The organism is Achromobacter sp. JCM 18799 (genome assembly GCF_055395645.1).
In genome coordinates this window covers 482,063-503,767 of record NZ_AP043866.1, presented here as the reverse complement: position 1 = coordinate 503,767, position 21,705 = coordinate 482,063, and the positions used below count along the sequence as shown (strand labels likewise).

The window sequence follows — 21,705 nt, the reverse complement described above, 5'->3', positions numbered from 1 at the left end:
ATGCGCCACCCTCCCCGATCCCAAGCGGGCTTCACACTGATCGAAGTGCTGGTGGCCCTGGCCCTGATGGCGCTGGTCAGTCTGATGGCCTGGCGCGGCCTGGCCAGCGTATCCGGCGCGCGCGAGCGGATCGAGGCGCAGGCCGAGGACATCGATGCCATCGTCCGCACGCTGGGCCAGATGGCGCGCGATGTGGAACTGTCCTACACCGGTCCCAGCTTCGAGCCGGCGGGCCTGGATGTGCAGGCTTACACCAGCGGCCTGCGCCTGCTGCGCCGCGCAGGCGGCGGTCCCGTGTTCGAGATCCTGCGCCCCGACCCGGACGACAACGGCCTGTGGCAGCGCGTGCAATGGCAGGTGCGCAAGGACGGCCTGTGGCGCGCCAGCGGACCGTCGGCGGCGCGCAGTCCGCTGCCCGCGACGGACAACGGCATCCTCCTGCTGCCCGGCACGCGGGCCTTGACGCTGCGCGCCTGGGTGCCGGGGACCGGTTGGGTGAATGGCGAAGGCAGTCAGGCCGCGGCCCCGAGCGGCCTGGAGATCGCGCTGGAACGCGGCGCGCCGGGATCCCCCGAGCGCTACACCCGCGTGCTGGAGCTGCCATGAGCCGTCCGCGCAACGCAGAACGCGGCGCGGCGGTCATCAGCGCGCTCATCATCGTCGCCATCGTCGCCGCCCTGACCACCGGACTGTTCCAGCGCCAGACCGCCAGCACGCGGCGCGTGGAAAACGAGATGGCGCGGGTGCAGGCGCGCGCCATGCTGGCCGGCGGCATAGACTGGGCCCGCCTGATCGTGCGCGACCACAGCAAGCGCGAACCGATCACCCGCGGCGACCAGATATGGGCCACCCCGGTGCTGGACACGCGCATCGAACGGCCCGGCGACGAACGCGTTGCGGTGTTCTCCGGCCGCGTGCAGGACGAGCAAGGCAAGTACAACCTCTATAACCTGGCGAACAATGGCGTGCCGCAGCCCGAGCAGGAACTGGTGCTGCGCCGGCTGCTGAACACGCTGCAGCTGCCCGACACCCTGGCCGCGCGCATGGTGGACATCATGTCGGCCGCGCAGCCCGGGATGCCGCCGGCGGATGCGGCTTCGGCGCCGCAGGGACGGCCCGCGCCCGACGCCCGCGCCCCTTTGCCGCGCGGCGTGGACGAAGTGGCGGCCCTGCTGGCGCTGGAGCCGTCGGCGCGCAACGAGCTGCGCCGCACGATGACAGTGCTGCCCGTCGCCACCAGCGTCAACGTCAACACCGCGCCCGCGGAGGTGCTTGCAGCGCTGGTGCCCGGCCTGTCGCTCAGCCAGGCCCGTTCCATGGCGGGCGAACGCGACCGCGGCAACTGGTTCAACAATTCCGGCGATTTCGCCAACCGCCTGGCCGGCGCGGGCGTGAAGACGCCTGCGCCGGCCGTCGCCACCACCAGCGGCTGGTTCCTGGCCAGCGGCACCGTGGCCTATGAGCGGGCGCGCATCTCCATGCAGGCGCTGCTGCGCAGCTCGCCGCCCGCCGCCCCCGACACCTTATGGACCAGAGAAATTCCTTGAAGAACATCCTGCGCATCGCGCTGCCCCCGCTGGACGAGTTCGGCTCCGGCTCTCTCCTGCCCTACTCCTGGTTCGACCGGCGCGGACGCTGCGCCCGCCAGGGCGAGCTCACACTTGAAGCCCTGGGGCACGCCTACCCCCACGCCGCCTGCGAAGCCGTGCTGCATCCTGCCGACGTGATCGCCGCCAGCGTACAGATCCCCGCGGTGGCGCGCGCCCGCTTTGCGGCCGCGGTGCACAGCGCGCTGGAGCCGCTGGTGCTCAGCGACCTGGACGCGCTGGCTATCGGCCACGGCCCGCGCTCGGCCGACGGCACGGTGCCGCTGGCCTGGGCCGCGCGCGAACCCGTGCGCCGCGGCTGGAGCCTGCTGAATGCGCAGGGCTTGCGCACGCAGGCGCTCATCGCGCCGCAAGCGCTGGACGCCGAGGCCACGGAACCATTGCGCGACCCCGCCGATTCCCGCTGGCTGGCGCCCTCGCCTTCGTGGTCGCTGGCCATGCCCCAGCTGGCGCCGGCCCGCGTTTCAGCCTGGCGCCCCGCCTGGCGCTGGGCCGCGGCCGCGGCAGTCGTCTGGATAGGCGGGCTGAATCTGTACGCCTCGCAGCTGCAAGCCGAAGCCGACGCGTTGCGCAATGGCATGCACGCGCAGGTCCTGGCCGCGTTCCCCGACCTGCCGGTGGTCCTGGACCCGCCGCGCCAGGCGCAGCAAGGCCTGGACGCGCTGCAAGCGAACCGCGGCGCGGCCAATGCCGCCGACTTCCTGCCCCTGGCGCGCGCCGCGGCCCAGGCCCTGCCCTTCGCCGCCGACAAGGTGGCCCGCCTGGGCTACGCCGAACAGGCGCTGACGCTGCAGCTGGCCGACGCCGGCGAGCAGTCGCAACGTGTCGCGGAAACCCCCGCGCTGATCCAGCAAGCCGCCGCCCTGGGCCTGAAGCTCGAACGCGGCGATAACGACAACACCTGGCGCATCGTGCGCGCGCAACCATGAAACTCCCGCAAGCCCTGCATGCGGCCAGGCAGTCGCTGGCCAAGACCCTCACGCCCGCGCTGACGCGCGCCGGGCAACGCTACCGGGCGCTGGCGCCGCGCGAGCGCCGGCTGGTGACCGCGACCGGCCTGCTGCTGGGCGGCGCGCTGGTCTTCGTCACCCTGATCGAACCGCCCTTGAACACGCTGCGCAAGCTGCAGGCGGAATTACCCGCGCTGCGCGGCCAGGCCGCCACGGTCGCCGACCTGACCGCGCAAGCCACGGCATTGCGGCACAAGTCGGCCGCGCCCGCCGGCGCCATGCCCAGCGCCGCGGAGCTGGGCGCCTCGCTGGAACGCGCCGGACTCGCCGCCGAGCTATGGACGCTGGGCGAGCCCGAGCAGGGATCGGGCATGCTGCTGACGCTGAAGCAGGCGCCCTCTTCGGCCTTGCTGCGCTGGCTGGACGGTGCGGCGCGCGACTGGGGCCTGGCCGTCAAGGAGGTGCAGCTCACCCGTGCCGCCAATGTCAACGGGCGGCCGCTGCCCGGCCTGGTCAATGGCAAGGTGAGCCTGGCGGCGCCGCAAGCGTCGGAGCGTGGCTGAGATGTCTGCCGTCCGACTTTCCAAACGGTCCGCCGCGCTGCTCCTGGCCGGCACCGTCTGTGCCGCCGCAGCCGCCATCACCGTGCTGCCCGCACGCTGGCTGCTGGCCGTGCTGCCGGACAAGGCGCCGGTCACGCTGGCCGACGCCAGCGGCACCTTGTGGCGCGGCAGCGCCTGGATCGCGCTGGGACCTCCCGGCGCGCGCCGCATGTTGCCGCAACCGGTGCAGTGGCAATGGCGCTGGGACGCGCTCGCGCTGGATATCTCCCACCCCTGGCTGCAAGGTCCCTTGCGCGCGACGCCCGCCTGGAACGGCGTGTCGGTGCCGGCCCAGTCGCTGCGCGCGCCCGCCTCCATCCTGTCCGCGCTGGGCGCGCCGTGGAACACCATCGCCCCGCAGGGCGCGCTGGAAATCCGCTGGCAGCCGCTGCGGCTGGGCGCGGCCCTGCCCGCAGGCCCGGTGGCCGAACTGCGCTGGCGCAACGCCAGCACCGCGCTGACGCCGGTGGCGCCCGTGGGCTCGTATCTGCTGCGGGTGCAAGGTGGCAAGTCAGGCGCCACGCTGGCCCTGAGCACGGAAAGCGGCCTGCTCGACGTCACCGGCCAGGGCAGCGCAGGCGGGCGCGGCGGCCTGAAGTTCCGGGGCCAGGCGACCTACGCCGACGCCGCGCGTGAAGCGGACCGGGCGGCGCTGGATGGACTGTTGTCGGCGCTGGGGCGGCGTTCGGGGGATGTTACGACCTTCGGGACATGAACCAGAGAAGGCAGGCTCGGCACTAGACTATGCGTTGTTAGGTACAAGTATTTCGCCCACGGAGCCTGTCAAGAGCATCTCCTCCGCCGATGTGATTCCGTTGCCCCAAGCTCGATCCAATTTGTCCCAGTTCGCTGATCAGGTCAAGTCCGGAGCCGAGAAGATCATCACCAAGAATGGTGAAAGCTACGTCGCGCTGATCGACGCCGAGCGGCTGGAACAGGAACGTATCCACCTGCTGTTGATCGGCGACGCTAGCCGGGGTTTGTTCGATGTTGCAGCCCGCAAGGTCAAGGACGCGCTAGGCGCGGTGTCGGCCCTCAAGCACCGCCAGCTTTCCTTCGACTTTCCGGGCCGCTGGCGGATATAGACCCTAGGCATCCCGCGTCACCCGCAGGATTTCCTCGGGCGAAGTCTGCCCGCTGTCGACCCAGCGCTGTCCGTCCTCGCGCATGGTGCGCATGCCTGACGCGGCCGCCGCGCGCCGCAGTTCGCGCTCGTCGCGTCCTTCGTGGATCAGCCGGCGCGCCTCGTCGTCCACCGTGAAGAGTTCGTGGATGCCGGAACGCCCGCTGTAGCCGGTATGGTTGCAGGCGTCGCAGCCCACCGGACGGAACACGCGCGCGCCGTCCTGCATGGCGGGCTGCTTGCACGCCGGGCACAGCTTGCGCACCAGGCGTTGGGCCAGTACGCCCAATAGCGACGACGCCAGCAGGAAGGGTTCGACCCCCATGTCCGTGAGCCGGGTCACGGCGGACACCGAATCGTTGGTGTGCAGCGTGGCCAGCACCAGGTGGCCGGTGAGCGAGGCCTGCACCGCGATCTGCGCGGTCTCCAGGTCGCGGATTTCGCCGATCATGATGACGTCGGGGTCCTGCCGCAGGATCGCGCGCAGGGCCAGCGCGAAGCTCATGTCGATCTTGGCGTTGACCTGCGTCTGGCTGATGCCGGCCAGGTCGTACTCGATCGGGTCCTCGACCGTGAGGATGTTGCTCGTAGAGGCGTCCAGGCGGCTGAGCGCCGCGTACAGCGTGGTGGTCTTGCCGCTGCCGGTGGGTCCGGTCACCAGCACGATGCCGTGCGGCTGGCGGATCAACCGGTCCAGCTGGCCCAGCACGCCCGCATCCATGCCCAGCTTTTCCAGCTGCAGGCGCCCCGCTTCCTTGTCCAGCAAGCGCAGCACCGCACGTTCGCCATGCCCGGTGGGCAAGGTGGACACGCGCACGTCGATGGGCCGTCCGCCCACGCGCAGCGCAATACGGCCGTCCTGCGGCAAGCGCTTTTCGGCGATGTCCAGGTGCGCCATGATCTTGATGCGCGAGATCAGCGCGGCATGCAGCGCCTTGCGCGGCGACACCACGTCGCGCAGGGTGCCGTCGACCCGGTAGCGCACCACCGAGTGGGTCTCGAAGGGTTCGATGTGGATGTCGCTGGCGCCGTCGCGCGCCGCCTGCGCGAACAGCGCATTGATCATGCGGATCACGGGCGCGTCGTCCTGGGCCTCCAGCAGGTCAGCCACCTCGGGCATGTCCTGCATCAGGCGGTCCAGGTCGATCTCGTTCTCGGCCACGCCCATGACCGAAGCCGCGTCTTCCGAGTGGCTGTAGGCCGCGGTCAGCAGGGTTTCCAGCGCCTGGTCGTCGACCTGCGCCAGTTCGATGTCGCCGTGGCAGCGGCGGATCTCGCGCACCGCCCATTCCGGCGTGCGCGGGCTGACGGTCAAGCGGGCCTGGCCGCCGCGCAGCGACAACATCGCGCGCTGCGCCCGGGCCCAGGCATAAGGCAAGGGATGCGCGCTCATAGCAGCGTATCGGGGTCCACGGCCACGCTGTGCATCAGCGTGCGCGACACGCGGATGGCGTCCGAAGCGTCGCGCGCAGACTCCGTGCCGGGATACTGGCGCACCGCGAAGGACTGGGCCGTGACCGGCGCCGGCCGGCGCAACGTTTCGGCCTGATGTTCCGGGCGCAGGTCATAGGCGTTGTTCGACACCGAAGGCGCGGAGCCCGGCGCCGGCAGCATCGGCGCCTGCATGTCGGGCAGCGCCCAGTGCTGGCCTGGCTGCACCGCCGCCTGCGCGCGGCGCATGTAGTCGTAGCGGTCCATGGTGACGCCCGCCGTGCGATTGGCGTCGCGCACCACGTAGGGACGCAGGAACACCATCAGGTTGGTCTTGGTGCGCTTGCGCGAATCGTAGCGGAACAACGAGCCGATCACGGGCAAGGATCCCAGGAGCGGCACGCTGTTGGTGGAGAGCGTGACGTTGTCTTCCAACAGGCCGCCCAGCACGATGATCTGGCCGTCGTCGATCAGCACGCTGGTGTCGATGGCGCGCTTGTTGGTCACGATGCCAGTGGTGGAGTTGGAGCGGCTTTCGTCGATGCTGCTGACTTCCTGGTAGATGTCCAGCTTTACCGCGCCGCCCTCGGAAATCTGCGGCCGGATGTTCAGCTTCAGGCCCACGTCCTCGCGTTCGATGGTCTGGAACGGATTGGTGCTGCCGTTGCTGCCCGACGTCACGTACTGCCCGGTCACGAACGGCACGGTCTTGCCCACCAGGATGCTGGCCGATTGGTTGTCCAGGGTCAGCAGGTTGGGCGTGGACAGGATGTTGGCTTCGCCGGTGTTCTCCATGGCGCGCGCCAGCACGCCCAGGTTGATCACCTTGTTGCCCAGCACGTCGACCGTGCCCTTGACCACCCCCAGGCTCAGGCCGCTGCCGATGCCGTCGATGGTGGTCGGCCCCTTGCCGGTGATGCCGCTGCCGCCCAGGTTGGTGCCGCCGATGAAGCTGGTGCCGTCGCTGTTGATGTTGCCGGCGCCCGTCATCCACTGGATGCCGAACTCCGCCGCCTTGGCCTCGCTGACTTCCACGATCAGGCTTTCCACCAGCACCTGCGCGCGACGCTGGTCGAGCTGGTCGATGACTTCACGCAGGCTGCGGTACAGCGGCTCGGGCGCGGAGATGATGAGCGAGTTGGTGGCCGGGTCGGCCTGGATGGTGGCGCCGCCGGCCGAATACGACACGGCCTGCGTGCTGTTGTCTTCGCGCGAGATGCGTTCCTGCTCGCCCGACAATCCGCCTTTGTTCGAACCCGACATGCCGGCCATGCCCGCCGCCTGGGCAGCCATGCCTGGCGCGGCGTTCTGCGTGCGCGCTCCGCCCTGCGCCGCCGCGCCGCCGCTGGCGCCACCCGTGGCGCCAGGCGCGGAATTCGCCTGCCCGGTCAATAGCCCGCCCAGCACCTCGGCGATGCGCGTGGCCTGCGCGTTGCGCATGTAGACCACGTGCAGATTGCCGGCGCGGTTCTGCTGCGCGTCCAGCTTCATGATGAGATCGCGCGCCAGCCGGGTGCGCGCCGGGCTGCCGGAACGCACCAGCACGCTGTTGCTGCGCGGATCGGCCACCACGGCGATGCGCTGCGTCGGATCGCTGCTTTGCGTATCCAGCAGTTGCGAGGCCAGGATGGCGAGGTCGGTGGCGACGGCCGAACGCACCGGCACCACGTCCGTGTCGATCGAGCTGGGCACGTCGATGCGCGCAATGACCTGCGCGATCCGTTCCAGGTTATCGGCGTAGTCCGTCACCACCAGCGTGTTGTTGCCGGGATAGGCGTTGATCGGGTTATTGGGCGGCACCATGGGGCGCAGCACCGGCACCAGGTTGGCGGCGTTCTCGTACTTCAGGGGGAACACGCGGGTCAGCATTTCGCCACTGCTGCCCTTGGCGAACGCGGACACCGGCACGGGACCACGGCCCGCGCCGCCGGCAGGCGCGCCGCCCACGGCTTGCGCGGGACGTGCGCTGCCCGCCACCACGCTGCCTTGCAGCTTGCCGTCGGCCTCGGGCACCACGCGCGTCACGCCGTCCACATCGACGATGGCAAAGCCCTGCATGCGCAGCGCGCCCGTCAGCATCGACAACGCCTGCGCGCTGTCCACGGGACGGTCCGACACCAGCGTCAGCTTGCCCTTGACGCGCGGATCCACCAGGAAGTTGCGCTGCGTGAACAGCGACAGCGCGCGCAGCACGGCGGTGATGTCGGTGTCGACGAAATTCAGACTGACGCGATTGTCGGTCTGTTGAGCATGGACTGTGCTGGCCGCGGGTCCGAGCTGGCTTGCGGCGAGCAGTACCGCAAGGCTGAATTGCGCAATATGACGCATGACGGGATAGGTGCCTGAAACGTGAAATCGTGTGAAAAAACGTGAAAGCGCGTCGGAGTATACGGGGTGACAGTGCAACACTACGGTCATAATTCGCAGGCATCGTAGCGGCCTTGAAACCCTTTAAATTCGGGGCTTTGCGCGTTTTTTTCATGCGCGCTGGCCATGCTTTCCAGATGCCTTCCTTCCGTTACGAAGCCACCGACGCGTTGGGGAAGATCGTGCGCGGCACGATCGACGCCGACAGCGAACGCGGCGCCCGCAACCAGCTGCGCGGCCGCGGCCTGCTGCCGCTGTCCACGTCCCTCGCGGCGCGCGCCGAAGGCTTCGGCGCATCGCTGCGCACGCGCCTGTCGGATGCGGATCTGGCCTGGCTCACCCGCCAGCTCGCCAGCCTGCTGGCCGCGAGCCTGCCGCTGGACGCGGCCCTGAGCGCCACGCTGGAGCAGGCCGAGAAAAAACACATCGCCGCTACGCTGGGCGGCGTGCGCGACGATGTGCGCGCGGGCCACAAGCTGTCGACCGCCCTGGCCGCGCGGCCGCGCGACTTCCCGGAGATCTACCGCGCGCTGATCGGCGCCGGCGAAGAATCGGGCGATCTCGCGCAAGTGATGGAGAAGCTGGCGGACTACATCGAGGAGCGCAACGCCTTGCGCAGCAAGGTGCTGACCGCGTTCATCTATCCGGCGGTGGTGGCCTGCGTGTCGGTGATCATCGTGATCTTCCTGCTGGGCTATGTGGTGCCGCAGGTGGTGTCGGCGTTCAGCCAGGCCAAGCAGGAGCTGCCGCTCCTGACGCGCATCATGCTGGCGCTGTCGGACTACGTGCGCGAATGGGGCGTCGCGACCGGCGCGGCGCTGGCGGCCGCAGTTGCGCTGTGGCGCTACGCGTTGCGCGCGCCCGCCGCGCGGCGCGCCTGGCATGCGCGCGTGCTGAAGCTGCCCTTGGCCGGGCGCTTCGTACTGGGCGTGAATGCCGCGCGCTTCGCGTCCACGCTGGCGATCCTCTCGGGCAGCGGCGTGGCGTTGCTGACGGCCCTGGAGGCGGCGCGCCGCACCCTGGGCAACGATGTGCTGCGCCAGGCCGTGGACGAAGCCTCGGCGCGCGTGCGCGAAGGCGCGTCGCTATCGGCATCCTTGGGCGCGCAAAAGGTGTTTCCTTCGCTGCTGGTGCATCTGATCGCCAGCGGCGAGAAGACCGGCCGCCTGCCTGAACTGCTGGACCGCGGCGCGCAGAACCTGTCGCGCGATCTGGAGCGGCGCGCCATGGCCATGACGGCGCTGCTGGAACCGGCGCTGATATTGCTGATGGGGGGATTCGTGCTGCTGATCGTGCTGGCGGTGATGAGCCCGATCTTGGAGATGAACCAGCTCATCCGCTAGGCCGGAAAATGCGTTGCGGGCTTGGTGCGGCAGGATCCTCGCCGCGCCAAGCCCGCAACATCCTGCCGCGGTCTCGCGGCCGCCGGCGGATCCGGCCAGCCGCAAGTCCCGTGGAACTTATAGCGCCTCTTCGTCGCTCTCGCCCGTGCGGATGCGGATGGCCTGTTCGACCGGAGTGACAAAGATCTTGCCGTCGCCGATCTTGCCGGTGCGGGCAGCCTTGACCACGGCCTCGATGGCGGCTTCGACCTGGCTGTCGGGCAGCACCACTTCCACGCGGATCTTGGGCAGGAAGTCCACCACGTACTCGGCGCCGCGGTAAAGCTCGGTATGGCCTTTCTGGCGGCCGAAACCCTTGACTTCGGTAACGGTCAGGCCGCTGACGCCGACTTCGGCCAGCGCTTCGCGGACTTCGTCGAGCTTGAAGGGTTTGATGATGGCGGTGACTTGTTTCACGTTGGTCGTCCTGGGTTTTGATCTGTTGCGGCGCCCTGGCTAGATATGGCTGCAGGGCGCATCGGATAAGAGAATACCACCCGCGGGGACCCGGACGCCGGGTCCCCCTTGGGCGGGAAATCCCGGTCAGGCCTCGTCGGGAATGCGTTCGGCGTCGCGCATCCACACCGCCGACTCGGAGTCGCTGGGCGCGCGCCAGTCGCCGCGCGGCGACAGCGAACCGCCGGAGCCGACCTTGGGCGCGTTGGGCACGCAGGTGCGCTTGAACTGGCTGAGGCGGAAGAAACGGTCCAGGAAAATCTTAAGGTTGCGCTTGATGGCCGCCAGATCGTACTGGTTGCGGGCCACGTGGCCGCCCTCGGGCCAGGCGCCGGCCTCGCGGTCGCGCCAGGCCGCCAGCGCCAGGAAAGCCACCTTGGTCGGCGCAAAGCCGTAGCGCAGCGTGTAGTACAGGTTGAAGTCCTGCAGTTCGTAGGGGCCGATGGAGTCTTCGCTCTTCTGCACCGGCTTGTCGTCGGCTCCGCCCGGCACCAGTTCGGGACTGACGTCGGTGCCCAGCACGTCCAGCAGCACCTGCGCCCCCTCCTCGCCCAGGCGGCCGGATTCGGCGACCCAGCGCACCAGGTGGGTGATGAGCGTCTTGGGTACGCTGGCGTTGACGCTGTAGTGCGACATGTGGTCGCCCACGCCGTAGGTGCACCAGCCCAGGGCCAGCTCGCTCAGGTCGCCTGTGCCGATGACGATGGCGTTGTTGAAATTCGCGATGCGGAACAGGTGGTTGGTGCGTTCGCCGGCCTGCACGTTCTCGAAGGTGATGTCATAGACCGGCTTGCCGTCGGCATAAGGATGGCCCAGATCCTTGAGCATCTGCAGGCAGCTGGGCCGGATGTCGATCTCGGAAGCCGTGCACCCCACCACCTCCATCAGCTTGCGCGCCTGCTGCAGCGTGCGCGAGCTGGTGGCAAAGCCCGGCATGGTGACGGCCAGGATGTTGGCGCGCGGCAGGTCCAGCGCGTCCATGGCCTTGGCGCAGACCAGCAGCGCATGGGTGGAATCCAGCCCGCCGGAAATGCCGATGACGACCTTGGACATGCGGCTGGCCGACAGGCGCTGGACCAGGGCCTGCACCTGGATGCTGTAGACCTCCTTGCAGCGGGCATCGCGGCGCTGCGGGTCGGCCGGCACATAGGGAAAGCGCGCCACGCGCCGCTCCAGCGGCAGCTCGGCGTCTTCCAGCGGCGGATTCACGGGCACTGCCACACTGCGGAACTTGCGGACTTCGTCCTGATGGCGGCGCACGGACTGGCCGAAGGTGGTCTGGCGCATGCGTTCGCGCGACAGGCGTTCGAGGTCCACGTCCGCGAACAGCAGATGGGAATGACCGAGGAAACGTTCGGATTCGCCCAGCAGTTCGCCGTTTTCGTAGATCAGCGCCTGGCCGTCCCAGGCCATGTCGGTGGAGGACTCGCCCCGCCCGGCGGAGGTGTACATGTAGGCCGACAGGCAGCGCGCCGACTGCTGCGCCACCAGTTGGTGGCGGTATTCGGACTTGCCGACCACGATATTGGAGGCCGACAGGTTCACCAACACGGTGGCGCCCGCCAGCGCGGCGTAGGAAGACGGCGGGATCGGCACCCAGACGTCTTCGCAGATTTCGACGTGGAACTGGAACAGCGGCAGCTTTTCCATCTGGAAGACCAGCTCGGAGCCGAACGGCACGGTCTGCCCCAGCAGGCTGATCTCGGACACGGCTGCGCAATCCCCGGCGCTGAACTGGCGCGCTTCGTAGAATTCGCCGTAGTTGGGCAGGTAGCTCTTGGGCACCACGCCCAGCACGCGGCCGCCGGCGGCGACCACGGCGCAATTGAACAGCTGGTGGGCCACGCGCAGCGGCGCGCCGACCACGACGGCGATGTCCATTTCCGCGGTTGCCGCCACCACCTGGGCCAGCGCGGCCTCGCATTCGTCCAGCAAGGCCTTCTGGTGGAACAGGTCGTCGCAGGTATAGGCGGACAGGCCCAGCTCGGGAAACGCCGCCAGCACCGCGCCGCCCTGGGCGGCCTGCTGCGCCAGCGCGATGGTCTGGGCGGCATTGAACGCGGGGTCCGCGACCTTGCATTCGGGCACGCCGACGGCCACCCGGGCAAAGCCGTGGGAATACAGGTTGAAGAACGGGTTCGACATCGGGTCTATCGCCTGGGATTTCAACGCCTGGATTATCTCACGGGGCCACCCGCCGGCCCCGCCCCGGCGCCTTGCCGCGCCCGCTGTCCGCTAGCGCGGCATCTTCTCGTCGGTCAGTCCGCGTTCCGACGGCGCGGCCAGGCCCGGACGGCCGCCTTCACCGGCCAGCGCAGCCTGCAAGGCGCCTTCGCGCAGGTGGACGCCCATCGCGCCGATGTCGGCGCCGGACGGCTGCTGGTACAGGCGCAGGCCCAGTTCGGGCAGGATGGCCAGCAGATGGTCGAAGATGTCGCCCTGGATGCGCTCGTACTCGACCCAGGCGGTGACGGCGGTAAAGCAATAGACCTCGACCGGGATGCCCTCGGAGGTGGGCTCCATCATGCGCACCATCATCGCCATGTCCTGGCGGACCTCGGGATTCTGCTTCAGGTAGGCCAGCGCATAGGCGCGCAAGGTGCCGATATTGGTCAGGCGGCGGCGGTTGGCCGGCACGCTGGCCAGTTCGCCCATGGTCTGGTTGGCCTGGGCGATATCGTGGGTCTTGGCCTGCAGGTAGTCGTGCAAGAGGCGAAAACGCATCAGCCGCTGCGCCTCGTCGTCGGTCAGGAAGCGCACGCTGGCCGAGTCGATGCGGACGGTGCGCTTGATGCGCCGTCCGCCCGATTCGAACATGTGGCGGTAGTTGCGGTAGCTCTCCGAGAACAGCTTGTAGGTGGGCACCGTGGTGACGGTGTTGTCCCAGTTCTGCACCTTGACCGTGTGCAGCGCGATGTCCTTGACGAAGCCGTCGGCGTTGGACTGCGGCATTTCGATCCAGTCGCCGATGCGCAGCATGTCGTTGCTGGTCAGCTGGGTGCTGGCCACCAGCGACAGCAGCGTGTCCTTGAACACCAGCAGCAGCACGGCGGACAGCGCGCCCAGGCCGGAAATCATCCAGAGCGGCGAGCGGTCGATCAGGATGGAAAGCACCAAAACGGTGCATACCGCCATCAGGATCAGCTTGCCGATCTGGATATAGCCCTTGATGGAGCGGGTCTGCGCCCGGGTGGTGGCGGAATAGGTATCCTGCCAGGCGCTCAGCACCCCGGAAAACGCCATGAACACGCAGATCCAGGCGCCGGCATGCGCCAGCCGCCCGACGATGGTCACCGCCCGCTCGACATGCGGCACCAGATCTATACCCAGCGACACCACCGCGAACGGCACCGCATACCAGAGGTTCTGGTAGGCGCGGCGGCGTTGCAGGGCCTTGTCCCAGTCGCCGCGGCCGCTCAGCACCAGCACGCGGTGCGCCAGCAGCAGCACGACCCGCGCCACCACCCACTGCACGAACAACGCGGCCAGGATCAGCGCGCCGATCCCGATCAAGGTCTGCGCCCAGGCTTCGCGCGGCAGATGGGTATCCAATTGGGTGACCAGTTCTTCCCATTCCAGGGGCATAGACTCTCTTCCTGCTCTAAGGTCTTGAAACTAATCCAGGATTATCCGACAAAGGCCAGGCCGGAGGGTTCGCCGCCCGCGGGACCCGCGCCCGGCGCCGCCGGCCTTGCGCGCCAGGCCCTATAATTCTGTCCATCATGGCAAACACTCCCTCCCCCGATCAAAACCAGTTCGCCAACAAGGCGCAGGCCTGGTCCGCCCGGTTCTCGGAACCGGTTTCCGAACTCGTCAAGCGCTATACGGCGTCCGTGGATTTCGACAAGCGCCTGGCGCGCTACGACATTCAAGGTTCGCTCGCGCACGCGGACATGCTGGCCGCCCAGGGCATCATCGGCGCCCAGGACCTGGCCGACATCCAGCGCGGCATGACGCAGATCCTGTCCGAAATCGACGCCGGCAGCTTCCAATGGCTGCTCGACCTCGAAGACGTGCACCTGAACATCGAAAAGCGCCTGGTGGAACTGGTGGGCGACGCGGGCAAGCGCCTGCACACCGGCCGTTCGCGTAACGACCAGGTCGCCACCGACATCCGCCTGTGGCTGCGCGCCGAAATCGACAACCTGCTGGACCTGCTGCGCCAGCTGCGCCACGCCCTGGCCACGGTGGCGCTGGACAACGCCGGCACCATCATGCCCGGCTTCACGCACCTGCAAGTCGCCCAGCCCGTCACCTTTGGCCATCATCTGATGGCCTATGCCGAAATGTTCGGCCGCGACGCCGAGCGCCTGGCCGACTGCCGCCGCCGCGTGAACCGCTTGCCGCTGGGCGCCGCCGCCCTGGCCGGCACGTCCTACCCGATCGACCGCGAGCGCGTCGCCAAGACCCTGGGCTTTGACGGCGTGTGCCGCAATTCGCTGGACGCCGTGTCCGACCGCGACTTCGCCATCGAATTCTGCGCCGCCGGCGCGCTGATCATGACGCACGTCTCGCGCCTGTCCGAAGAGCTGGTGCTCTGGATGAGCCCGCGCGTGGGCTTCATCGACCTGGCCGACCGCTTCTGCACCGGCAGCTCGATCATGCCGCAGAAAAAGAACCCCGACGTGCCCGAGCTGGCCCGCGGCAAGACCGGCCGCGTCAACGGCCACCTGGTCGCCCTGCTGACCCTGATGAAAGGCCAGCCCCTGGCCTACAACAAGGACAACCAGGAAGACAAGGAAGGCCTGTTCGACACCGTCGACACCGTGCGCGACACGCTGACGATCTTCGCGGACATGGCCGGCGGCATCAAGGTCAAGGCCGACAACATGCGCGCCGCCGCCCTGCAGGGCTTCGCCACCGCCACCGACCTGGCCGACTACCTGGTCAAGCGCGGCGTGCCGTTCCGCGACGCCCACGAAGTCGTGGCCCACGCCGTGCGCGACTGCGAACAGCGCGGCTGCGACCTGGCCGACCTGTCGCTGGACGAACTCAAGGCCTACCACGCCAGCATCGGCGACGACGTGCACCAGGTCCTGACCCTGGAAGGCTCGGTCGCGGCCCGCAAGCACGTGGGCGGCACCGCCCCCGAGCGCGTGGCCGAGGAAGCCCGCCGCGTGCTGCAGGAAACGGCGGAATAAGCCTGGCTTTTCGATGCAAGATGATCGGCCCCGTTATCGGGGCCGATTTTCATTGGAGCGCGGGACTTGCAGGTGTGCCAGCCTCAGGCAATCGACACGTCCAGACGGCGCCCTAGCTGCCCAAGGGCAGATTCGACTTGCTCGATCCGGGATGCGTGCCGCACGTTGAGCAAGCGGTCCACTTGCGGCATGTGAACCCCCATGCGCCTCGCCAACTCGGCCTTGCGCACCCCCTGAAGAATCATCTCGTTCGACAGAAAGACCTTGCTGGTGACCAAGGCGGGCAAGGTTACTGACGCCTGACCCTTGGCAGGCTTGGAGGGCATGGGAATGGGGCGGCGCGCCTCGAAGTAGATCTCCAGCGCAGCTTCGAGCGCCTCTTCGGCGTTGATCGCCGCTTCATCGACGTCCTGCCCTACGGTTAGCGCTTCTGGAATATCGCGAAACCGGACTAGCCACGTATCGTTGGAGTCGCGAGTCAGGGTATAGGGATAGGTCAGCATTCGGGCTTCCGTCTTATGAATGTGCCAGGCAAGGCTGTCCGCGTGACGCAGGCGTCATTTCAAACCGAGCTGTTTCTTGATTTCGCTTTCCAGATGCTTGCCCATTTCCTTGGACCCGTGATGTGGAAAGATCGTGGTCACGCCGTTCAAGGTAACCCGGTAATGGCTGCTGCCTGACTTGTGCGGCACAAACACTGCCCCTTGTCGTTCCAGCCATCTCTTGAACTCGCTGTACTTCATGAGCAATGGCCACGGCTTGATTGAGCATAAACAAAAATGTTGAATAAATAAACAGAAGTGTTTACTTGAGCCGTTCTCCTCCCGCTATGAGCGTAGAAGACGTAGGGACAACGCGGCGTAGAGGTGTCACTTTCTCGGACCGAACGATATTGCGGCCACCCGCTAGACGATACTGAGCGACTCCCCCAGCATCTCCACCACCGCATCCACCTTGGGCAACAACTGCTTGCCCAGCGGCCACGCCAGGTGCAACGGCAGGCCTTCGGTGGCCAATTGCGGCAGCACTTCGACCACCCGCCCATCGCGCAAAGCGTCGGCCGCCAGCCAGGTCGCCAGTTGCGCGATGCCGAAGCCGGCGGCGACGGCGTCGACCTGGGCTTCGGCGCTGTCAAGCAGCATCACGCCGTCGATCGGCCGCAGGCTGGCGGGTCCGGCGTCCTGCGCGATGCGCCACACCGGCGGCTCCCCGTCCGCGCGGCCGTAGGCCACCGCGTCATGCTGCGCCAGGTCGTCGGCGGTGAGCGGCGTGCCGCGTTGCGCCAGGTATTGTGGCGAAGCGCAGAAAATCACGCTCTCCGAACCCAGGTAACGATGGCCCAGGCCGGGCGCCCACTGCTGCGGCCCGCCGATGCGCACGGCCACGTCTATGCCTTCGGCGGCCAGATCCACATGACGGTCCGTGAACGACACTTGCGCCCGCAACAACGGATGGCGCTTGGCGAACTGCAACAGCAGCGGCAGCGCGACCCGGCGGCCAAAGGTTGCGGGCAGGTCCAGGCGCAGGCGGCCGGCCGGTTCCTGGCGCTGCGCCGCCAGCACCGCTTCGGCGTCCTGCAATTCGGCCAGTACGCGCACGCAGGTGCGGTAGTAGGCGCTGCCCGCATCCGTCAGCGCCAGGCGGCGGGTGCTGCGTTCGAACAGGCGGGTGCGCAGGCGGGCTTCCAGCCGCGCGACGCTCTTGCCCACCGCCGACGCGGTGAGGTGGAGCCGGTCAGCGGCGGCGGTGAAGCTGCCCGCGTCCGCGGTGGTGACGAAAGCTTCGATGCCTTTCAGGCGTTCGGACGGGATCATGGCGGCGATTATTAAGGAATCAGATTCCTTAATTCAAGGAATAAATACCTGAGATAAGAAATTCTATCTCCAATATCGTTCAAGGCCGTCTTGCTCTTGAACCCATCCATGCTCGAAACCTCCCTGGCATCGCCATCTGTCCCCGCCCGCTCCGCCACGCTTTCCATCGCCATCCTCGCCGTCGCGGCCTTCGTCATCGTTTCCACGGAGTTCCTGATCGTGGGACTGCTGCCCGAACTGGCCCGCGACCTGTCCATCTCCGTATCCGCCGCGGGCCAGCTTGTAACCCTGTTCGCGTTCACCGTGATGCTGTCGGGGCCCTTGCTGACGGCGGCCCTATCGCACGTGGAGCGCAAGCGCCTGTTCGTCGCGATCCTGCTGGTCTTCGCCGCCGCCAATGCGCTGGCCGCTGCCGCGCCCAACATCTGGGTGCTGGCGCTGGCGCGCTTCATCCCCGCGCTGGCCCTGCCGGTGTTCTGGGGCACGGCCAGCGAAGCCGCGGCGCAACTGGCCGGCCCCCGCCGTGCCGGACAGGCGGTGGCGCGCGTCTACCTGGGCATTTCCGCCGCGCTGCTGTTCGGCATTCCGCTAGGCACCCTGGCGGCCGCGTCCATAGGCTGGCGCGGCAGTTTCTGGGGACTGGCAGCGCTGTCCCTGGCGCTGGCCGCCTTGATGTGGGCCTGCATGCCGGCCTTGCCGCGCCCGCCGCGCGCGGGCCTGCGCGAGCAGGCGCGGATACTGCGCGACCCTCGCATGCTGGCCCACATCGCCCTGTCCGTCGCGGTGTTCACCGCGATGTTCACTGCCTACACCTATCTCGCCGATGTGCTGGAACGTATCGCCGGCGTGCCGCCGGCGCAGGTGGGTTGGTGGCTGATGGGGTTTGGCGCGGCGGGCCTGGCGGGCAACTGGCTGGGCGGACTGGCGGCCGACCGCAATCCGCTGGCCGCGACCCTGGCGTTCACCCTGCTGCTGGGCCTGGGCATGATGGCCGCCGTGCCGCTGGCGTCGACGCCAGCCGGGCTGCTGCCGGCGCTGGCTGCCTGGAGCATCGCCAACACGGCCCTGTATCCGGTGTGCCAGGTGCGCGTGATGCAGGTCGCGCCGCAAGCACAGGCCATGGCGGGGACGCTGAACGTGTCGGCAGCCAATGCCGGCATTGGCGCCGGCGCCATGCTGGGCGGATGGGCGATCGCGCAATGGGGGCTGGGCAGCGTGGGCTATATCGCCGGGGCCGTGGCGCTGCTGGCGGCCCTGGCGGTTCCTGCCGTCGCCCGTCTGCGGCCATCCGTCAAGGTCTGATCCCGAATCGCGCGAGCGGCCACCGTGCGCCCGGAGGCTGGAAACCCGGCAGCAGCGGCTGCAACCCCGAACGCAGGCGCGTTGCTCAGCGCCTGCCCGCCTCCGGCATACAGGCCGGCACGGCGCATGCGGCCGGCGCCTTGATCAGGAACTCCTTCAGGCTGGCCACGTTGTTCTTCTTGAAGATGCGGTTCTTGTAGGTGACCACGGTGGTGGGGGACAGGCCCAGTTCGCGCCCCACTTCCTTCGCGGTATGGCCCTGGCGCAGCAGGTCCGCCACCTGGATCTCGCGCAGCGACAGTCCGCTGCACCAGGACGGCGCGCGCGGCGCGTCCGCTTGCACGCGGCACAACTGGTGATGGCGCCGCGCCAGCGCGATCAGCAAGGGCGCACGCCCGCGCATCAGCTCGGCCACGTTCGGCGAATGGGCGTGCGAGAAATACAGGTTCAGGTAGCTGATGCCCTCGTCGCGGCAGCCGATGAGCGAAATCTTGCTGGCGAAGCCCGGGCGCTCGAACAGCAGGCGGCGGTACTCGTCATCCGCGATGCGTTCGGGCGACGCGGTCTGGACGACCAGGTCGGGATGATGGCCGGGCCGGCAGGCCATGTCGCGCAGCAGGCCGTAATTGGGGTCGCGCCGGTAGAACTCGTTGTCCACGAATACGTTGGTGGTCCATTCGATCAGGGACTGGTTCAGCAGGCTGGCGGCCGACGAATACTGCACCGAGCCTTCCTGGCCGTAGAACACGTGCGACACGTGGTCGGCGGCCACGGTTTCGCGCAGTGCCAGCAGCAGCGCGGCATGGAACATCGGACCGCCCAGGTCCATGACGGCGGACTCGGCCCAACGGTCCGGCCCCCCGCCCGCGGGCATAGGGTTGTTTGTCTCTTCCATGGTGTCGTTTTCCCCCGCTTGCGCGTGTTTTCCCGATTCTAAGGTCATCCCCCGCCGCCGCGATGTCCTCTTCCGTGAGGACATGACGGGCCCGCGCGGCGCTCCTAGAGTGGGGCCTGCAACAAACCACATCGAACTAGGGAAAACGATGAAAGAGCTTCCCATCTATCCATACGTCAGGCCCGAGGAAATGGACCGCCCGCGCCGCGATCCGCATCCGGTGGCGGTCGTGGGGGCCGGATTGACCGGGCTGACGCTGGCGCTGGACCTGGTGCGGCGGGGCATCCCCGTAGTCGTGCTGGACGACGACAACACCGTCGGCGTACGCGGCCTGGCCTCGCGCGGCATGGTCTGGGCGCAGCGCACGCTGGACATCTTCGACCGGCTCGGCATGGCCGGCGACGTGGTCGGCAAGGGCGTGCGCTGGAACGTGGGCCGCGTGCTGTGCCGCGACATGGCGGTGGCGTCCTTCACGCTGCAGGACCAGCCCGACATGCGCCACAACGGCTTCGTCAACCTGCAGCAGTACTACCTGGAAGCCTTCCTGGTGGACGCGCTGATGCGCGAGCCGCTGGCCGAGCTGCGCTGGCTGAACCGCGTCGCCGGCATCGAACCGCAAGCGGACGGCCCGACGACGCTGCAGGTGGAGACGCCCGACGGCCCCTACCCGTGCCGCGCGCAATGGGTCGTCGCCTGCGACGGCGCCAAGAGCGCGGTGCGCGGCATGCTGGGCCTCAGCCCGCGGGTGTACGACCAGACCGAGGACCGCTGGATCATCATCGACATCGTGCTGCGCGACACCACCTGGCCGGAGGAACGCTGGACCTGGCTGGACGCGCGCAGCAACCATGGCCGCGCGGTCTGGCGCCACAAGATGGCCGACGATACCTGGCGGCTGGATTTCCAGCTGCGTGCGGACGAAGACCCGGCCGAGGCGGCCACCGACGCGGCCATGCGCCAGCGCGTCTGGGACCTGCTGGGCGAACGCGTGGAATTCGACATCGCCTGGCACGGCGTCTGGGCCTACCGCCATGAATGCCTGGACAGTCTGCGCCACGGCCGCGTGCTGTTCGCGGGCGACTCGGCCCACCTGGTCGCGCCGTTCGGTGCGCGCGGCGGCAACGGCGGCATCCAGGACGCCGACAACCTGGGCTGGAAGCTGGCCCTGCTGCTGCAATGCCGCGCGGGCGACTCACTGCTGGACACCTACAGCGTGGAGCGCAAGCACGCGGCGATGGAGAACATCCGCCAGGCGCGCCGTTCCTCGCGCTTCGTCTACCCGGGTGCGGCCCGCTCGGCCGCGCTGTGGCGCGACGCCATCATCGACCTGGCGCCGCGCCACGCCACCGCCGCCCGCATGATCAACACCGGCCGCCTGTGCATGCCGGCCGTCTATCCGGCGTCGGCGTTGGCGCGCGGCGCGCACGCCCTGGCCGGGCGCGCGCTGCCCAACGTGGTGCTGCGGCAAAGCGACGGCCTGACCCTGCATGGGCTGCTCGGCCCCTGGTTCACCGTGCTGGTGTTCGGCGATGCCCTGCCCGCCGGCGCGGAGGACGGCGACGGCCTGCTGCGCTGGATCGCCGTCGGCCCGCTTTGCGATGAGCGCGGACGCGCCGCCCTGGCGCACCAGCTCGGCCAGACGCTGGACGGCCAGGCCTGGCTGCTGCGCCCCGACCAGCATGTCATGGCCGCCGCCACGCCCGAGACGCGCGATCCCGAGGCCGTGCAGGCCTGGATCAACGCGGCGCTGGATGCCCCCGGCGCCTGTCCCGAACCCCTGCCCGAGGCCCGCGGCCTCTACCGCTCAACCGGAGGCGCCAGCCATGCCGCTATCCCAGCAACAGCTTGACGACCTGCTCGAGCGCCTTATCGCGCTGACCAACGTGCCCGACCCCGCGGCCCAGCGCGACAGCCTGGCCCGGCTGTCGCTGCTGCTCATCGAAGCCGTGGACGACGCGGCCCGGGTGCAGGCGGCGGTCGACGAGATGCTGGCGATCCAGCCCGGCTCGCCCGCCTTGAACATTCCATGAACCACGGAGACGGCGCCATGACGCTGCAACACCCCCCCGCCTGCCCCGCCATCCAGGGCCTGCATCACTTCGCCTGGCGCTGCCGCGACGCGGAGGAAACCCGGCATTTCTACGAAGACATCCTGGGCCTGCCACTGGTGCATGTGGTCAAGGAAGAACGCGTGCCCTCCACCGGCGAACACTGTCCCTTCGTGCACCTGTTCTTCGAATTCGCCGACGGCTCCCACATCGCCTTCTTCGACCTGGGCGACAACGGACTGAGCCAGCCCGACCCTGCCACGCCGCGCTGGGTCAACCACTTCGCCATGGAAATCGGCGGCGAAGCCGAGCTGGAACGGATGCGCCAGCGGCTGCTGTCCCACGGCGTCGAGGTGGTGGGGCCGACCGACCACCACTTCATCCGCTCGATCTATTTCTTCGACCCCAACGGCATCCGGCTCGAACTGACCCTGCGCCTGCCCGTGGACGACTACGTGGCTCGCAAACGCCGCAGCGCCCATGACGACCTGGCTGCCTGGACCCGCGACAAGGCCGCCGGGCTGATGCCTGGCGCCAGCGGCACCAGCAGCCAGCAGCGCCGCCAAGCCCACGCCGGCTGAGCCGCC

The 21,705-nt window shown here is 68.6% G+C and carries 21 protein-coding genes; 12 read left to right on the top strand and 9 right to left on the bottom strand.

All coding sequences use genetic code 11. The annotated features are described in order from the left end of the window. From ACZ5YA_RS02630 to ACZ5YA_RS02605, 6 genes are all read left to right on the top strand, one after another. The gene (locus tag ACZ5YA_RS02630; RefSeq protein WP_306632862.1) at positions 1 to 606 is read left to right on the top strand and encodes a PulJ/GspJ family protein; all 606 of its coding nucleotides are present in this window, start codon (positions 1 to 3) and stop codon (positions 604 to 606) included. Further along, complete coding sequence (gene gspK, locus ACZ5YA_RS02625) at positions 603 to 1,547, top strand: type II secretion system minor pseudopilin GspK (RefSeq protein ID WP_280016386.1); 945 nt, start codon at positions 603 to 605, stop codon at positions 1,545 to 1,547. Before ACZ5YA_RS02630 ends, gspK begins: the two co-directional genes overlap by 4 nt. Beyond that, a complete protein-coding gene (gspL, locus tag ACZ5YA_RS02620) occupies positions 1,544 to 2,536 on the top strand; it encodes a type II secretion system protein GspL (RefSeq protein ID WP_464091974.1) in 993 nt (330 codons plus the stop codon). The genes gspK and gspL overlap by 4 nt, the downstream gene beginning before the upstream one ends. Beyond that, entirely contained in the window at positions 2,533 to 3,120 is a 588-nt protein-coding gene (gene gspM, locus ACZ5YA_RS02615; RefSeq protein WP_306632865.1) for a type II secretion system protein GspM, read from the top strand. Before gspL ends, gspM begins: the two co-directional genes overlap by 4 nt. A 1-nt stretch (position 3,121) precedes the next feature. Continuing rightward, the gene (gene gspN / locus ACZ5YA_RS02610; RefSeq protein WP_464091973.1) at positions 3,122 to 3,874 is read left to right on the top strand and encodes a type II secretion system protein N; all 753 of its coding nucleotides are present in this window, start codon (positions 3,122 to 3,124) and stop codon (positions 3,872 to 3,874) included. A gap of 121 nt (positions 3,875 to 3,995) precedes the next feature. After that, a complete protein-coding gene (locus ACZ5YA_RS02605; protein WP_306632866.1) occupies positions 3,996 to 4,244 on the top strand; it encodes a prevent-host-death protein in 249 nt (82 codons plus the stop codon). Between the two features lie 3 nt (positions 4,245 to 4,247). Here ACZ5YA_RS02605 and gspE read toward each other — a convergent pair whose 3' ends face one another. Both gspE and gspD read right to left on the bottom strand, forming a co-directional pair. Then, positions 4,248 to 5,675, bottom strand: a complete 1,428-nt coding sequence (gene gspE / locus ACZ5YA_RS02600; protein ID WP_251880606.1) for a type II secretion system ATPase GspE — start codon at positions 5,673 to 5,675, stop codon at positions 4,248 to 4,250. Further along, the gene (gspD, locus tag ACZ5YA_RS02595) at positions 5,672 to 8,041 is read right to left on the bottom strand and encodes a type II secretion system secretin GspD (RefSeq protein WP_464091972.1); all 2,370 of its coding nucleotides are present in this window, start codon (positions 8,039 to 8,041) and stop codon (positions 5,672 to 5,674) included. The genes gspE and gspD overlap by 4 nt, the downstream gene beginning before the upstream one ends. A gap of 176 nt (positions 8,042 to 8,217) precedes the next feature. Between gspD and gspF the strand changes: the two genes are divergently transcribed. After that, positions 8,218 to 9,423 carry a type II secretion system inner membrane protein GspF gene (gene gspF / locus ACZ5YA_RS02590; RefSeq protein ID WP_059374497.1) on the top strand — a complete coding sequence of 402 codons (1,206 nt, stop codon included), beginning with the start codon at positions 8,218 to 8,220 and terminating at the stop codon, positions 9,421 to 9,423. Positions 9,424 to 9,540: 117 nt separating this feature from the next. On the opposite strand, the gene ACZ5YA_RS02585 is transcribed toward gspF, so the two are convergent. The 3 genes from ACZ5YA_RS02585 to ACZ5YA_RS02575 form a co-directional block, all read right to left on the bottom strand. Then, the gene (locus ACZ5YA_RS02585; RefSeq protein WP_013393295.1) at positions 9,541 to 9,879 is read right to left on the bottom strand and encodes a P-II family nitrogen regulator; all 339 of its coding nucleotides are present in this window, start codon (positions 9,877 to 9,879) and stop codon (positions 9,541 to 9,543) included. Between the two features lie 126 nt (positions 9,880 to 10,005). Then, positions 10,006 to 12,063: an NAD(+) synthase gene (locus ACZ5YA_RS02580; RefSeq protein ID WP_419343073.1), complete on the bottom strand. Its 2,058-nt coding sequence runs from the start codon at positions 12,061 to 12,063 to the stop codon at positions 10,006 to 10,008. Positions 12,064 to 12,153: 90 nt separating this feature from the next. Then, the gene (locus tag ACZ5YA_RS02575; protein ID WP_118934652.1) at positions 12,154 to 13,503 is read right to left on the bottom strand and encodes a mechanosensitive ion channel family protein; all 1,350 of its coding nucleotides are present in this window, start codon (positions 13,501 to 13,503) and stop codon (positions 12,154 to 12,156) included. Positions 13,504 to 13,640: 137 nt separating this feature from the next. On the opposite strand from ACZ5YA_RS02575, the gene argH reads away from it, so the two are divergent. After that, on the top strand, positions 13,641 to 15,059 hold the full coding sequence (argH, locus tag ACZ5YA_RS02570; protein WP_306632870.1) for an argininosuccinate lyase: 1,419 nt from the start codon (positions 13,641 to 13,643) through the stop codon (positions 15,057 to 15,059). Between the two features lie 83 nt (positions 15,060 to 15,142). Here the strand turns inward: argH and ACZ5YA_RS02565 are convergent, their stop codons facing one another. The 3 genes from ACZ5YA_RS02565 to ACZ5YA_RS02555 all read right to left on the bottom strand — a co-directional run bounded on the left by ACZ5YA_RS02565 (position 15,143) and on the right by ACZ5YA_RS02555 (position 16,873). Then, a complete protein-coding gene (locus ACZ5YA_RS02565; protein ID WP_464091971.1) occupies positions 15,143 to 15,562 on the bottom strand; it encodes a type II toxin-antitoxin system HicB family antitoxin in 420 nt (139 codons plus the stop codon). Positions 15,563 to 15,616: 54 nt separating this feature from the next. Further along, positions 15,617 to 15,802 carry a type II toxin-antitoxin system HicA family toxin gene (locus ACZ5YA_RS02560; RefSeq protein WP_119449491.1) on the bottom strand — a complete coding sequence of 62 codons (186 nt, stop codon included), beginning with the start codon at positions 15,800 to 15,802 and terminating at the stop codon, positions 15,617 to 15,619. A gap of 162 nt (positions 15,803 to 15,964) precedes the next feature. Continuing rightward, the gene (locus ACZ5YA_RS02555) at positions 15,965 to 16,873 is read right to left on the bottom strand and encodes a LysR family transcriptional regulator (protein ID WP_464091970.1); all 909 of its coding nucleotides are present in this window, start codon (positions 16,871 to 16,873) and stop codon (positions 15,965 to 15,967) included. A 108-nt stretch (positions 16,874 to 16,981) separates the two neighbouring features. On the opposite strand from ACZ5YA_RS02555, the gene ACZ5YA_RS02550 reads away from it, so the two are divergent. Further along, positions 16,982 to 18,175: an MFS transporter gene (locus tag ACZ5YA_RS02550; protein ID WP_464091969.1), complete on the top strand. Its 1,194-nt coding sequence runs from the start codon at positions 16,982 to 16,984 to the stop codon at positions 18,173 to 18,175. A gap of 85 nt (positions 18,176 to 18,260) precedes the next feature. Here the strand turns inward: ACZ5YA_RS02550 and ACZ5YA_RS02545 are convergent, their stop codons facing one another. Continuing rightward, on the bottom strand, positions 18,261 to 19,070 hold the full coding sequence (locus ACZ5YA_RS02545) for a helix-turn-helix transcriptional regulator (protein WP_118934660.1): 810 nt from the start codon (positions 19,068 to 19,070) through the stop codon (positions 18,261 to 18,263). Positions 19,071 to 19,218: 148 nt separating this feature from the next. Here ACZ5YA_RS02545 and ACZ5YA_RS02540 point away from each other — a divergent pair, with 148 nt between their 5' ends. The 3 genes from ACZ5YA_RS02540 to ACZ5YA_RS02530 are packed head-to-tail and all read left to right on the top strand — an operon-like array spanning position 19,219 to position 21,699. After that, positions 19,219 to 20,919: an FAD-dependent oxidoreductase gene (locus tag ACZ5YA_RS02540; RefSeq protein WP_464091968.1), complete on the top strand. Its 1,701-nt coding sequence runs from the start codon at positions 19,219 to 19,221 to the stop codon at positions 20,917 to 20,919. After that, on the top strand, positions 20,894 to 21,100 hold the full coding sequence (locus tag ACZ5YA_RS02535) for a DUF2783 domain-containing protein (RefSeq protein ID WP_280016397.1): 207 nt from the start codon (positions 20,894 to 20,896) through the stop codon (positions 21,098 to 21,100). Before ACZ5YA_RS02540 ends, ACZ5YA_RS02535 begins: the two co-directional genes overlap by 26 nt. Further along, positions 21,097 to 21,699 (top strand): VOC family protein, encoded by a 603-nt coding sequence (locus tag ACZ5YA_RS02530; protein WP_464091967.1) that lies wholly within the window; start codon positions 21,097 to 21,099, stop codon positions 21,697 to 21,699. The genes ACZ5YA_RS02535 and ACZ5YA_RS02530 overlap by 4 nt, the downstream gene beginning before the upstream one ends. Positions 21,700 to 21,705 lie beyond the last annotated feature (6 nt).